At 72.5% G+C, this 13,653-nt stretch carries 13 protein-coding genes; 6 read left to right on the top strand and 7 right to left on the bottom strand.

All coding sequences use genetic code 11. From position 1 onward, the window contains the following. Nucleotides 1-26: 26 nt before the first annotated feature. From RCO28_RS19945 to RCO28_RS19935, 3 genes are all read right to left on the bottom strand, one after another. Nucleotides 27-524, bottom strand: coding sequence for a hypothetical protein (locus tag RCO28_RS19945; protein WP_308942508.1), 498 nt, complete (start codon nucleotides 522-524; stop codon nucleotides 27-29). 94 nt (nucleotides 525-618) lie between these two features. Then, entirely contained in the window at nucleotides 619-1,248 is a 630-nt protein-coding gene (locus tag RCO28_RS19940) for a response regulator transcription factor (RefSeq protein ID WP_308942507.1), read from the bottom strand. Further along, nucleotides 1,245-2,417, bottom strand: a complete 1,173-nt coding sequence (locus RCO28_RS19935; protein WP_308942635.1) for a sensor histidine kinase — start codon at nucleotides 2,415-2,417, stop codon at nucleotides 1,245-1,247. Before RCO28_RS19935 ends, RCO28_RS19940 begins: the two co-directional genes overlap by 4 nt. A gap of 372 nt (nucleotides 2,418-2,789) precedes the next feature. Between RCO28_RS19935 and RCO28_RS19930 the strand changes: the two genes are divergently transcribed. Both RCO28_RS19930 and RCO28_RS19925 read left to right on the top strand, forming a co-directional pair. Further along, a complete protein-coding gene (locus tag RCO28_RS19930; protein WP_308942506.1) occupies nucleotides 2,790-3,368 on the top strand; it encodes a heme-binding protein in 579 nt (192 codons plus the stop codon). Between the two features lie 331 nt (nucleotides 3,369-3,699). Next, a complete protein-coding gene (locus RCO28_RS19925) occupies nucleotides 3,700-5,094 on the top strand; it encodes a M1 family metallopeptidase (protein WP_308942634.1) in 1,395 nt (464 codons plus the stop codon). A 77-nt stretch (nucleotides 5,095-5,171) separates the two neighbouring features. On the opposite strand, the gene RCO28_RS19920 is transcribed toward RCO28_RS19925, so the two are convergent. Further along, on the bottom strand, nucleotides 5,172-5,699 hold the full coding sequence (locus RCO28_RS19920; RefSeq protein ID WP_308942505.1) for a GNAT family N-acetyltransferase: 528 nt from the start codon (nucleotides 5,697-5,699) through the stop codon (nucleotides 5,172-5,174). Between the two features lie 110 nt (nucleotides 5,700-5,809). Continuing rightward, a complete protein-coding gene (locus RCO28_RS19915; protein ID WP_308942504.1) occupies nucleotides 5,810-6,385 on the bottom strand; it encodes a TerD family protein in 576 nt (191 codons plus the stop codon). Nucleotides 6,386-6,685: 300 nt separating this feature from the next. On the opposite strand from RCO28_RS19915, the gene RCO28_RS19910 reads away from it, so the two are divergent. The 4 genes from RCO28_RS19910 to RCO28_RS19895 all read left to right on the top strand — a co-directional run bounded on the left by RCO28_RS19910 (nucleotide 6,686) and on the right by RCO28_RS19895 (nucleotide 10,836). Beyond that, a complete protein-coding gene (locus RCO28_RS19910; RefSeq protein WP_374991203.1) occupies nucleotides 6,686-7,612 on the top strand; it encodes an ROK family protein in 927 nt (308 codons plus the stop codon). Beyond that, entirely contained in the window at nucleotides 7,612-8,796 is a 1,185-nt protein-coding gene (gene nagA / locus RCO28_RS19905; RefSeq protein ID WP_308942503.1) for an N-acetylglucosamine-6-phosphate deacetylase, read from the top strand. Before RCO28_RS19910 ends, nagA begins: the two co-directional genes overlap by 1 nt. 110 nt (nucleotides 8,797-8,906) lie before the next feature. Next, a complete protein-coding gene (locus RCO28_RS19900; RefSeq protein WP_308942502.1) occupies nucleotides 8,907-9,890 on the top strand; it encodes a 1-phosphofructokinase family hexose kinase in 984 nt (327 codons plus the stop codon). Nucleotides 9,891-9,957: 67 nt separating this feature from the next. Beyond that, nucleotides 9,958-10,836, top strand: a complete 879-nt coding sequence (locus RCO28_RS19895) for a class II fructose-bisphosphate aldolase (RefSeq protein ID WP_308942501.1) — start codon at nucleotides 9,958-9,960, stop codon at nucleotides 10,834-10,836. Nucleotide 10,837: 1 nt separating this feature from the next. Here RCO28_RS19895 and RCO28_RS19890 read toward each other — a convergent pair whose 3' ends face one another. Together RCO28_RS19890 and cdgB are read right to left on the bottom strand one after the other, a co-directional pair. Further along, nucleotides 10,838-11,779, bottom strand: coding sequence for a carbohydrate-binding protein (locus RCO28_RS19890; RefSeq protein ID WP_308942500.1), 942 nt, complete (start codon nucleotides 11,777-11,779; stop codon nucleotides 10,838-10,840). A 123-nt stretch (nucleotides 11,780-11,902) separates the two neighbouring features. Next, complete coding sequence (cdgB, locus tag RCO28_RS19885) at nucleotides 11,903-13,642, bottom strand: diguanylate cyclase CdgB (protein WP_308942499.1); 1,740 nt, start codon at nucleotides 13,640-13,642, stop codon at nucleotides 11,903-11,905. Between the last annotated feature and the right edge of the window lie 11 nt (nucleotides 13,643-13,653).

Here is a 13,653-nt window from a genome sequence, read left to right as displayed (position 1 = left end):
TCGGGAAGGGGCGGGGAGGGGAGAAATCAGACGCGCGGGAAACGGCCCTGCAAGTCCCAGATCACCGGGTTCTCCGCCAGCTCATCGTGCATGTCGGTGAGATCCGCGATCAGGTCGTGCAAGAAGTCCCGCCCCTCCCGCCGCAACTCGGCGTGCGAAAAGCTCAACGGCGCCTCGCCCCCCGGCAGCCACTCGCCCTCCACGTCCACCCACCCGAAGCGCCGCTCGAAGAGCATCCGGTCGCTGGACTCGGTGAAGTCCAGCTCAGCGTACTGCGGCCGGGAGGCGCGGGACCCCAGCGGGTCCCGGTCCAGCCGCTCGACGATGTCGCACAGCGCCCACGCGAAGTCGAGCACCGGCACCCATCCCCAGGCCGTGGACAGCTCGCGGTCGGCCTTCGTGTCGGCGAGGTACACGTCCCCGCAGAACAGGTCGTGCCGCAGCGCCCGCACGTCCGCCCGCCGGTAGTCGGTCTGGGGCGGGTCGGGGAAGCGGTTGGAGAGGGCGTAGCCGATGTCGAGCACGAGGTCGATGGTGTCATGCGTTCACCTGCCGCCCGCCCCAGGACCACTCACGGGCAGCAGCCGCGGACCGCTCACGGCAGCAGCCGCGGACCCCTCACGGCAGCAGCCGCCGCTCCTTCGCCACCGCCACCGCCCCCGCCCGCGTGTCCACGCCCAACTTGTCGTAGATACGGCCGAGATGGGTCTTCACGGTGGCCTCGCTGATGAACAGGGCCTTCGCGATGTCGCGGTTGCCGAGGCCGTGGGCGAGCTGGCCCAGGATGTCGAGTTCGCGGTCCGTGAGCGTCGGCTGCGGGCTGCGCATCCGGGCCATGACGCGGCTCGCGACCGGCGGGGACAGCGTCGTACGGCCCTCGGCCGCCGCGTGGATCGCCGCGAAGAGCTCCTCCGGCCGCTCGGCCTTGAGCAGATAGCCGGTCGCGCCCGCCTCGATGGCCCGGGTGATGTCCGCGTCGGTGTCGTACGTGGTGAGCACCAGGACGCGTACGCCCGTCGGCGCGATCCGGCGGGTGGCCTCGACGCCGTCCATGCCCGCGCCCAGCTGGAGGTCCATGAGCACGACGTCCGGGCTCAGCTTCGCGGCGAGCGCGACCGCCTCCTCGCCGGTGCCGGCCTCCCCGGCCACCTCGATGTCCGGCGCGCTGCCGAGCAGGGCGAGCAGTCCGGCCCGTACGACGGCGTGGTCGTCGCAGAGCAGGACCCGTACGGGGGAGGGAGCGGTCATCGGGGGGACTCCAGGGGGATCGCGGCGGACAGGACCGTGCCGTCGCCCGGGGCGGACTCGATGGTGAGGGTGCCGCCGAGCTGGGCGACGCGCGCGCGGATCGCGGGCAGCCCGTGGCCGCGCACCCCGGAGGACGCCCCGCCGGCCAGCGGGTCGAAGCCGCGGCCGTCGTCGGCGACGTCGAGGACGACCTGGTCGTCGAAGTACACGAGGGTGAGGACGGCGGTGCGGGCGGCGGCGTGCTCGGTGACGTTGGCGAGGGCGCCCTGGGCGATGCGCAGGAGCGCCGACTGCACCCGGTCCGGCAGCGGCGCCGGGCCGCCCTCGATCCGGCAGCGGACGTCGAGCCCGGCCCGTGACTCCCGTTCGGCCAGCGCGTACAGGGCCTGTTCGAGGCCGATGCCGCCCGCCAGGTCGGCGGGGGCCAGGTCGTGCACGAAGCGGCGGGCCTCGGCGAGGTTGCGTTCGGCGAAGGACTCGGCGGTGCGGACGTGCGCGTGGGCCGTGGCCGGGTCGGTGTCCCAGACCCGGTCGGCGGCCTGGAGCAGCATCTGCTGGCTGGACAGGCCCTGGGCGAGGGTGTCGTGGATCTCCATGGAGAGCCGCTGCCGCTCGGCGAGCGTGCCCTCGCGGCGCTCGGTGGCGGCGAGTTCGCGGCGGGTGCGGACCAGGTCGGCGATGACGGACTGGAGCCGGGCGGCCTGCCGCTGCGAGTGGACGAACATCGCGGTCGCGACGGCGGCCACGGCGGGCGGCGCGAACAGCAGGTTCGGGTCGAACCCGGCCTGCACCCGCAACTTCAGCTGCGCCGCGACCACGAACACGGTGATCAGCGCGACGAGGAAGATCGCGGCGCCGGTCCGCAGCGTGCGCAGGCCGGTGTAGAAGAGTGGCACCGCGCACCAGCCGAAGCTCGGCGCGAGGATCACGAGCGTCACCCAGATCCCCATGACGGCGGCGAGCCACAGCTTGTGGGAGGTGGTGGCGCCGCTGGGGGCGCGCGGGCCCGCGGAGATCGTGGAGACGGGCCCGAGCACAGGACCGAGGACGTACAGCGTGGCGAGGGCGCCCGCGAAGGTGATGACCCAGGGCGTGGCCGGGTCGTCGGGGTGGCGCAGCAGGAAGCGGGTGAGGGAGGCGCCGAGGAGCACGAAGAACGTCACGTGCATGACGACCGCCAGCCGCCGGTTGTCCCGCGCGGCCGCCCCGTGCACCAGGGTCTGCTGGTCCTCCCCGCGCACCTGGGGCCGCTGGTCCTCCCCGCGCACCTGGGGCCGCTGATCGTCCACGGGCCCATCGTCACCTACGAAGGACCCCCTCGCATCAACCGATCGGTCGACCCCCTTGTCGACCGTCCCGCGCGCAGGTCACAGCCGGTACGTCGACGGGGAGGGGCCGCCCGCGACCCCACGATGGATGCAGAGCGGCCAACGCTCGAAGACACCGCGGGAACCGATCGGACATCACCTCCCGCCCCTCCACGTGCAGGCCCCCGCACACGACGTGCAGCCCGGGCCGCCGCCAGAGAACGAGGAATCTCCATGAAGAAGCTCTCCCTGCGTACCCGTGTCGTCACCGGTGCCGTCGCCGTCGCCGCCCTCGGCGCGGGCACCTTCGGTGCCGTCTCCGCGACCGCCGCCCCGGCCGAGTCCGTCGCCGCAGCCCCGGCCGCCGCGACCTCTGCGAACTCCGCGAAGAACACCGCGGAGAAGAACACCACGGAGTCGACGCACCTGACCATCGACGCCGCGACCAAGGCCGCGCAGGCCGCGCTCGACGCCGCGGAGAAGGAGAACCAGCGGGTCACCGTCGCGGTGGTCGACCGCAACGGCAACACCATCGTCACCCTGCGCGGCGACGGTGCGGGCCCGCAGTCGTACGAGTCCGCCGAGAAGAAGGCGTACACCGCCGTGGCCTGGAACGCCCCGACCTCCGAGCTGGCCAAGCGCCTGGAGCAGGCCCCGAACCTGAAGGACATCCCCGGCACCCTGTTCCTCGGCGGTGGTGCCCCGGTGACCGCGGAGAACGCCCCGATCGCGGGCATCGGTGTCGCGGGCGCCCCGAGCGGCGACCTGGACGAGAAGTTCGCGCAGGCGGGCGCCGCCGCCCTGAGCCGCTGACCCACACCCCGGGCCGCTGACCCACCCCTCCGGGCCGCTGACCCGCACCCCCGGGTCGCTGACCCACAACCCCGGGTCGCTGACCCACAACCCCGGTTAGCTGACCCACCCCCCCGAGCCGCGGCCGGGCACCACCTCTGCACGCCCCCTCGGTGCCCGGCCGCTCCTCCCTCTCGCAGCAATTGGGCATATCCGCTCAAAAGGACGAGTCTCGCGTACCGCCCATAAGATCGCCCATGTGATCCGCCGACCTCGGTCCGACCCCCGCACCCCGCCCCGGACAGGACGTTTCCGTACGGTCCGCCGCACCGTCCCCCTGGTGCTCGCCGGGATGCTCGCCCTGTCGGTGTGCAGCGGGGCCGGGGTGCAGGGCACGCCGGGCAGCGAGGGTCTGCGGGACCCGTACTTCCCCGATCTCGGCAACGGCGGGTACGACGTCACGCACTACGCCCTCGACCTGGACTACGACCCGGACTCCGGGCGGCTGGGCGGCGCGGCGGTGATCACGGCACGCGCCACCCAGGACCTCAGCGCCTTCAACCTCGACCTGCGCGGCCTCGACGTCGCCTCGGTCACCGTCGACGACCACGACGCGCGCTTCAACCGGCAGCGCAGCGAGCTGACCGTGCGGCCGCGGGACGAGCTACGGAACGGGAAGACGTTCCGTACGACCGTCCGCTACTCGGGCAAGCCGAGAACCATCACCGACGCGGACGGCGCCGAGGAGGGCTGGCTGCCCACCCGCGCGGGCGCCGTTGGACTCGGCCAGCCGACCGGCTCGATGGCCTGGTTCCCCGGCAACCACCACCCCTCCGACAAGGCCGCGTACGACATCGAGATCACCGTCCCGAAGGGCCTGCGGGCCTACTCCAACGGGGAGTTGACGCACACGCGGACCCGCGGCGACGCCACGGCCTTCCGCTGGCACAGCGGTGAGCCCATGGCGAGCTATCTGGCGACGGTGGCGATCGGCCCGTACAAGACCGGGACGTCCGTGGTGAAGGGCGCGAGCCGCAAGGGCGGCCTTCCGGTGCGTACGGCCGTGGTGCCCGGCCAGGCCGCGAAGAGCGCCGACACGCTCGCGCGCATCCCGGACGTCGTGAGGTGGGCGGAGAAGCGCTTCGGCCCGTACCCCTTCTCCTCGGTCGGCGCGATCGTCGAGGAGCCGGGCGCCGCCGGGTACGCCCTGGAGACCCAGACCAGGCCCGTGTTCCCCGGCGCCCCCGGCACGATGCTCCTCGTGCACGAGCTGGCCCACCAGTGGTTCGGCAACTCCGTGTCGCCGAAGACCTGGCAGGACATGTGGCTCAACGAGGGCTTCGCCACGTACGCGGAGTGGCTGTACAGCGAGGACCACGGCGGCCGGAGCGCGCAGCAGACCTTCGATCAGGTCTACGCGGGCAAGGGCTCCTACGTGGAGAACGCCATCGGCGGCCCGGCCGAGGCCGCGGCGATCTGGGCCTACCCGCCCGCGAAGCCGACCGGCGCCGACACGATCTCGGCCACCCCCGTCTACTACCGGGGCGCGCTGGTCGTCCACAAGATCCGGCAGGCCCTCGGCGATGCCCGCTTCTTCGCCCTCGTGCGGGGCTGGACCCAGGACCACCGCCACGGCAACGCCGACACCGAGGAGTTCACGGCGTACGTGGAGAAGGAGTCCGGCAAGGATCTCGACGCGATCTGGGACGTCTGGCTGTACGGCGAGGGCAAGCCGTCGAAGCCCTGAACCTGTCGGGACCCCCCTGAACCTGCCAGGAACCCCCTGAACCTGCCATGAACTCCCCGAACCTGTCGGGAACTCCCTTACGCGGAAGGCGCGTTGAGCTCCTTGCGCATCAGCACGCACGGCCGCTGCCGCTCCAGGTCCTCCGCGTACCCGATGAGCTCATAGCCGAGGTTGGTCCAGAACCAGCCCGCCTGGTCGTTGTTCTCCAGGATCGCCAGGCGTACGGCCTCGCGGCCCGCGGTGCGGAAGCGGTCCTCGACCAGCCGTGCCAACTCCCGCCCGACCCCGCCGCGGTGCAGCTTGGCGTCCACCAGGAGCAGCCCGATCCACGGGTCCGGGTCCTCCGGGTTCGGATGCTGCCCGAGCGTGATCGCCAGTCCGACGAGCCGCCCCTCGGAACGGGCGAGCAGCACCTCGGCCGTGGGCCGCGCCAGCTCTTCCGCGAGGGCCGCGGCGACCTGCTCCTCGGCGATGTGCTCCGGGTCCGGGAAGTCCCCGCTGAACGCGAAGAACTCCCGGTTGGAGGCATACAGTTCGGTGACTTCGGTGAGGACCGTGCCGGGCAGCGCGCCGTCGTCCAGGACCGGGATCTGTTCGAGGATCATGCGGGCAGGCTAACGGGCGGCGGCTCGCGGACCGTCGCCGCGCTTCGCGTACGGGAGGAGCCCCGGACCGTACCCGGCCCGGGGCCCCTTCATCCAGCTGTGCGGATGCGTCAGAGGTTGACGCCGAAGTCCTGCGCGATACCCGCGAGGCCCGAGGCATAGCCCTGGCCGACCGCGCGGAACTTCCACTCCGCGCCGTTGCGGTACAGCTCGCCGAAGACCATCGCGGTCTCGGTGGCGGCGTCCTCGGAGAGGTCGTACCGCGCGATCTCGGTGCCGCCGTCCTGGTTGACGATGCGGATGTAGGCGTTCCGCACCTGGCCGAAGTTCTGCGAGCGGGACTCCGCGTCGTAGATCGAGACCGGGAAGACGATCTTGTCGATCTCGGCCGCCAGGCCCGCCAGGTTGACGTTGATCGCCTCGTCGTCGCCCGCGCCCTCGCCGGAGCGGTTGTCGCCGGTGTGGACGATGCTCTGGTCCGGCGACTGCTTGTTGTTGAAGAAGACGAAGTGGCCGTCCGTGAAGACCTTGCCGTCGGCCTTGACCGCGATCGCGGAGGCGTCCAGGTCGAAGTCGGTGCCGGTGGTGGTGCGGACGTCCCAGCCGAGGCCCACCGTGACGGCGGTCAGGCCCGGTGCCTCCTTGGTGAGCGAGACGTTGCCGCCCTTGGACAGGCTTACAGCCATGGAAGATCCCCTCTGATTACTGCGGTGCTACGGGCTACGTACCTTCAGACGAAGCTACCGTCACACGCTCTAACGCCGCCGGGGCACCCTGAGGTTCCAGGTCTCTTTTCTTTCTTTGCCGTCTTCGCCGCTGACGCCCTTCGCTTTCTTCGCTTTCTTCGGCTTCTTCGGCACCGAAGTGGACTAGACCTTTCGCTGGGTGCGGGCCAGACTGTCAGCGTGACTGCATTGACCCGGGCGACAACCCCCGGACCCCCGGCCGGAAGGCACGTCATCGCCCTGGACGTGGGCGGCACCGGAATGAAGGCCGCCCTGATCGGCGGGGACGGCACCTCCCTGCACGAGGCCCGCCGCGCCACCGAACGCGACCGCGGACACGAGGCCGTCGTCGAGTCGATCCTCGACTTCGCCGCCGAGCTGCGCGTGTACGGGGAGGAACGCTTCGGCGAGCCCGCCGCCGCGGCCGGGGTCGCCGTGCCCGGCATCGTCGACGCGGAGCGCGGCATCGCCGTGTACGCCGCCAACCTCGGCTGGCGCGACCTGCCGCTGCGCGATCTGCTCACCGAGCGCATCGGCGTCCCCGTCGCCCTCGGCCACGACGTCCGCACCGGCGGCCTCGCCGAGGGCCGGGTCGGGGCCGGGCAGGGCGCCGACCGGTTCCTGTTCCTGCCGCTCGGCACCGGGATCGCCGGGGCCATCGGCATCGACGGCCGGATCGAGCCCGGCGCGCACGGGTACGCGGGCGAGATCGGGCACATCGTGGTCCGCCCCGGCGGCCCGCTCTGCGGCTGCGGCCAGCGCGGCTGCCTGGAGCGGCTCGCCTCCGCCGGCGCCGTGAGCCGCGCCTGGGCCGAGGCGAGCGGCGACCCGGACGCGGACGCCGCGGACTGCGCCAAGGCCGTCGAGTCGGGGGACGAGAAGGCCCTCGCCGTCTGGCAGGACGCGATCGACGCCCTCGCCGACGGCCTCGTCACCGCGATCACCCTGCTCGACCCGCGCACGCTCATCATCGGTGGCGGACTCGCCGAAGCGGGGGAAACCTTGTTCACACCGCTGCGGGCGGCCGTCGAGCAGCGCGTCACGTTCCAGAAGCTGCCCGCCGTCGTCCCCGCCGCGCTCGGGGACACCGCGGGCTGCCTGGGCGCGGGCCTGCTCGCCTGGGATCTCCTCGCCACCCGCGCCGAACCGTCCGCCGCATCCCCCACGTCCTCGGAGGTAACCACCTGATGGCCGCACGCAAGGTACTCACCGGCGCCCGGGTGGTGCTGCCCACCGGAACCGTCGCCGACGGCCGGGTCATCGTCGACGAGCACGGCCGGATCGCCGGGCACACGCAGGAGAACGACGCCACGGTCGACCTGACCGGCCACTGGGTCGTGCCCGGCTTCGTGGACATGCACAACCACGGCGGCGGCGGCGCCTCCTTCACCTCCGGCACCGAGGAGGAGGTGCTCAGGGGCGTCCGCACGCACCGCGAGCACGGCACCACCACCCTCGTCGCCTCCACCGTCACCGGCGAGCTCGACTTCCTCGCGCAGCGCGCCGGATTCCTCTCCGAGCTCGCCGAGCAGGGCGAGATCGCGGGCATCCACTTCGAGGGCCCGTTCATCTCCCCGTGCCGCAAGGGCGCCCACAGCGAGGTGCTGCTCCGCGACCCCGACCCGGCCGACGTGCAGAAGCTCGTCGACGCCGCGCGCGGCCAGGCCCGCATGCTCACCCTCGCCCCCGAACTTCCCGGCGGCATCGACTCCGTACGCCTCCTCGCGGACCACGGTGTGCTCGCCGCCGTGGGGCACACGGACGGTACGTACGAGCAGACCGCCGAGGCCATCGACGCGGGCGCGACCGTCGCCACGCACCTCTACAACGCGATGCCGGGGCTCGGCCACCGGGCGCCGGGGCCGATCGCCGCGCTCCTGGAGGACGAGCGGGTCACCGTCGAGCTGATCGACGACGGCACGCATCTGCATCCGGCCGCCTTCCAACTGGCCTTCCACCACGCGGGCGCCGACCGGGTCGCGCTGATCACGGACGCGATGGACGCGGCCGGGTTCGGCGACGGGCGGTACATGCTCGGGCCGTTGGAGGTCGAGGTGAAGGACAACGTGGCGCGCCTCTTCAGCGAGTCGGGGATCGGCTCCATCGCGGGCTCCACGCTCACCCTGGACCGCGCGTTCAAGCGCGCCGCGACGATCGACGGACTCCCCGTCGAGGACGTCGTCCGCGCCATCTCCGCCAACCCGGCCAAGCTGCTCGGCGTGTACGACCGCGTCGGCTCCCTCGAACCCGGCAAGGACGCCGACCTGGTGGTCCTCGACGAGCACTTCGACCTGGCGGGCGTGATGAGGAAGGGCGAGTGGGTGGTGGCACCCGGGGCGCCCGGAGCATCCCGAGCGTCACGACCGGTCTGATTCGCCCGGATGCCGAAGAGCGGGCGACAGGCCCTAGGCCAACCGCCCTCTCTTTGGCATGATCAGGCCCCGGCACACGCACGTACGTACGACTTCCGGGGGAGGCAGCCGTGATCCTCACGGTCACGCTCAACACCGCCCTGGACATCACCTACCGCGTCCCGCGCCTCACCCCGCACGCCTCGCACCGCGTCACCGAGGTCACCGAACGCCCCGGCGGCAAGGGCCTGAACGTCGCCCGCGTGCTCGCCGCGCTCGGCCGCCCCGTCACGGTCACCGGCTTCACGGGCGGCCCGACCGGAGCTGCCCTGCGCGCCCAACTGGCCGAGGACACCGGCGTACGGGACGCGCTCCTGGACGTGGCGGACCGCACCCGCCGCACCGTCGCCGTCGTCGACGAACGCACCGGCGACACCACCCAGCTGAACGAGCCGGGACCGCTGATCAGCCCCGCCGAGTGGGCCCGATTCCTCACCTCCTACGAGGAGTTGCTGACCTCGGCCGACGCGATCGCCCTCTGCGGAAGCCTGCCGCCCGGCGTTCCCGTCGGCGCGTACGCCCAGCTGATCCGGGCCGCCCGCGCCGCGCGGGTCCCCGTACTCCTGGACACCAGCGGCGAGCCGCTGCGCCGGGGCATCGCCGCCCGCCCTGACGTGGTCAAGCCCAACGCCGACGAGCTGGCCGAACTCACCGGCTCCCACGAGCCGTTGCGCGCCACCCGGGACGCGCGCCGCCGCGGCGCCCACGCCGTCGTCGCCTCGCTCGGCGCGGACGGGCTGCTCGCGGCCACCCCGGACGGCGCCTGGCAGGCCGCCCCGCCCGCGGCGGTACGCGGGAACCCCACGGGGGCGGGGGATTCGGCGGTGGCGGCCCTGGTCGCAGGCCTGGCCGAGGCCTCCCCCTGGCCCCGCCGCCTGACCCAGGCAGTGGCCCTCTCGGCGGCGACCGTACTGGCGCCGGTGGCGGGGGAGTTCGACGCTGTGGCGTACGAGGAGTTCCTGGGGCGGGTCGCGGTCACGGAACGGGCCGAGGCCCGTCCGGCAGGCCACGCGGCGCCAGCCGCATATCGGACACAGTCGGGAAGGGGCGGGTAGGGGAAAGAACCGGCCCACGGCCCGCACCCGACAGCGCACCGCAACCACTAGGCACACCCAGGGACCCATGCCACTAGTGAGTACGGCCGAACTCGTCACCGAGGCACAAGCAGCGCGCAGCGCCGTCGCCGCCTTCAACGTCATCACCCTCGAACACGCGGAAGCCATCGCCGCAGGCGCCGAACGAGCCGCCCGCCCCGCCATCCTCCAACTCTCCCAGAACGCCGTGAAGTTCCACGGCGGCCACCTCGCCCCGATCGCGGCCGCCGCCACCGCCGTGGCCCGCGCCTCCACCGCCCGCCTCGCCCTGCACCTGGACCACGTCACCGAGGTGGACCTGCTGCGCGCCGCCCACCCGGAGGGCATCAGCTCGGTGATGTTCGACGCGTCGAAGCTGTCGTACGCGGAGAACGTCAAGGCCACGGCGGACGCGGTGCGTTGGGGGCACGAGCGGGGCATCTGGATCGAGGCCGAACTTGGCAAGGTCGGCGGCAAGGAGGGCGAGCCCCCGCTGGACGCGCACGCCCCGGGCGTACGGACGGACCCGCGCGAGGCAGCCGCGTACGTCGCCGCCACCGGTGTGGAAGCCCTGGCCGTCGCCGTGGGCTCCTCGCACGCGATGACCGAGCGCACGGCCGCCCTGGACCACGCGTTGATCACGGAGCTGCGGGACGCCGTGCCCGTACCGCTGGTGCTGCACGGCTCAAGTGGCGTACCGGACACGGAGATCCGTCAGGCCGTCGCCGCGGGCATGGTCAAGATCAATGTGGGGACGGCGCTCAACACGGCGTTCACCGGCGCCGCCCGCGCCTTCCTGGAGGCCCACCCCTCGACGGTCGACCCCCGGAAATACCTCGCCCCCGCTCGCGAGGCGATGACGGGGACGGTGGCGCACTTCCTGGGACTGCTGCCCCCGCTGGAGCCGGGAGCTCTTTACACCCCTTGAGCTACTTCCAGCCCTTGCTGAGCGACACCTGGTCGAGGTTGGCCTCGCACTTGTCGCCCGTCTCGCAGGAGATCTTGATCGTGTTGGTGCCCTTGGTGAGGAGGATGTTGGCCCAGGTGTTGGTCCAGCCCTTCTCCCAGTCGCCTTCCTCCGCCTCGGCGAAGTTGCCCATGTTCAGCTTGCGGTCCTGCTGCTTGCCGTTGATGGTCAGGGTCGTCGACTGGTCCTTGCCCGGCACGCCGTACTGCACGTGGAGCGTGTACTTGCCGTTCTTCGGAATGCCGTGGAAGGTCCAAGTCGCCGAGGCGCCCGGGGTGTTGAACCCCTGGACGTAGGTGCCGGACCTGGCGCCCTGGACGTCGGAGGCCGTGGACGTGCCGCCCGCCAGGGTCAGCGCCTTCGCGTCCTCCTTCGGCAGCTCCACCTTCTCCTCGTCCTTCGCCGGCTCGTCCTTCGGCTGCTCGCCCTGGCCGCCGTCGGCGCCGGCGGAGCTGCCCGAGCCCGCCTGGTTCGAGCCGGAGCCCGGGTCCTCGTCGCTGTTGCTGAGCATGGCCGCGCCGATGCCGACGACGACCGCGGCGACCACCGCGATCGCGCCGATCAGCAGGCCCTTGGTGTTGGGCCCGCGCCCGCCCCGGTCGTCGCCGGGCAGTGGCTGCCTGCGCGTGGACTGGCCGCCGGGCAGGGTCTCGGGTGCGGCGTAGTGCGCGTTCTGCTGCGGCACCTGCTGGCCCGCGCCCGCGCTGGCTCCCGCTCCGCCCGCGCCCTGCTGCCCGTACTGCCGCTCGCCGACGGCACGGACCTGCTGGTACGAGGAGCTGCGGCCGGAGTAGCCGTAACCGCCGCCGGGCGGGGTGGCGCCGGCCGCCTGTCCGTCGGCGTACAGATAGCCGAACGGGTCGTCGTCCTCGGGCGTGCTCGCGCCGTTGTTGCCGGCCGTCATCCCTCGGTCACTCCTCATGCAGATCGAGTACGGGTGGCGCCACAGGTGTGCAATTGGGGGAGCCTACACGTGTGGACCGCCCCCGCACTGCGACGCATTTCTCCCCACCGCGCTGACCTGCGGCTATCCCGCCCGCCTGTGCTGTTTGGCACGAGAACGTTTCTCGATGTACATCCGCTGGTCGGCCGACTGCAGTACTTCCTCCGCCGACATCCCGCAGTGCGCCCAGCCGATTCCGAAGCTCGCGCCGACCCGCACCGCGCGTCCGTCGACCCGGATCGGCGGGATGATCGCGTTCCGCAGCCGTACGGCGAGGTCCGCGGCGTCCGCCCGGCCGAGTCCGTCGGCGAGGACCACGAACTCGTCGCCGCCGAGCCGGGCCACCGTGTCCCCGTCCCGCACGCCGCTGGTCAGCCTGCGCGCGACCTCGATGAGGACGGCGTCGCCGGTGTGGTGCCCGAAGCGGTCGTTGATCGACTTGAAGCCGTCGAGGTCGCAGAAGAGGACGGCGAGCCCCTTCGTCCCGTCGTCGGTGTCGCCCTCGGGCGCGACGGTGTGCACATGGTGGTCGAGGGCCTCCAGGCCGTGCGGCATGCTCGCGCCCGGGTAGGAGGAGGCGTGACCGTTGCTGTCGTACGCGTCGTGTGTGCCGTACCCGTCGTGTGTGCCGTACCCGTCGTGCGTGGTGTACCCGTCGTCGTATCCCTCGGGGGTCTCGAACGCGGGCAGGGAGCCGTAGACCGCGTCCAGGGCGTGGGCGCTCTCCTGCGGGTCCGGCGGGCGCCGGCAGAGGCGGGCGCTCAACCGGGCCCGCAGTTCGGCGGAGTTGGGCAGTCCGGTGAGCGAGTCGTGCGAGGCGCGGTGGGCGAGCTGGAGCTCGCGGCGCTTGCGCTCCTCGATGTCCTCGACGTGGGTGAGCAGGAACCGCGGCCCGTCGGCGGCGTCCGCGACGACGGAGTTGCGCAGCGAGACCCAGAGATACGTTCCGTCACGGCGCCCGAGCCGCAGTTCGGCCCGCCCGCCCTCGGCGGAGGTACGCAGGAGCGTGCCGATGTCCTCCGGGTGCACGAGGTCGGAGAAGGAGTACCGCCGCATCGCCGCGGCGGGCCGCCCGAGCAGCCGGCACAGCGCGTCGTTGGTCCGCAGGATCCGGCCGTGGTGATCGCCGCCCATCTCGGCGATGGCCATGCCGCTCGGCGCGTACTCGAAGGCCTGCCGGAACGACTCTTCACTGGCCCGCAGCGCCTGCTGCTCACGCTCCAGGCGGACCAGGGCGCGCTGCATGTTTGCTCGCAGTCGGGCGTTACTGATTGCAATGGCGGCCTGCGAGGCGTACATCTGCAGCGCCTCGCGCCCCCACGCGCCGGGATGGCGTCCGTTGCGCGGCCGGTCCACGGAGATGACGCCGAGCAGCTCTCCGCCGGTGGCTCCGCTCGTGTGCATCGGGGCGTAGAGGCGGTCCAGGGGGTGCCACTCGTCCTCGAAGCGCGGCTCGGGGCCGTCGGTGTGCCACTGCGGGACGTCGTCCTCGAGGAGCGTCCAGCCCTCGCTGTGCGGGATGAAGCGGAGCGCGTCCCAGGCCTGGCCCATCGCGAGCCGCCGCTCCCAGGACTCCCGGGAGCCGACCCGGCCGGTGATCAGGGCCTCGGCGGCGGCACTGCCCGCGAAGGCGGCGACGACGAGGTCTCCGTCGGGGCGTACGAGGTTGACGCACGCGAGCTCGTACCCGAGTCCTTGCACCACGCCGTCGGCGACGGTCTGCAGGGTGTCGGCGAGGCTGCGCGCCGTGTTCAGCTCCGCGACCACCTGGTGCAGCTGCCGCAGGGTCGCAAGACGGACGTAAGGCTCCGACTCGGTCTCCATGCTCGCTCTCC

It is taken from the genome of Streptomyces sp. LHD-70 (assembly GCF_031157275.1).
GTDB lineage: Bacteria > Actinomycetota > Actinomycetes > Streptomycetales > Streptomycetaceae > Streptomyces.
The sequence above is the reverse complement of the archived record's forward strand: the minus strand, read 5'-3'. Positions and strand labels throughout refer to the sequence as shown.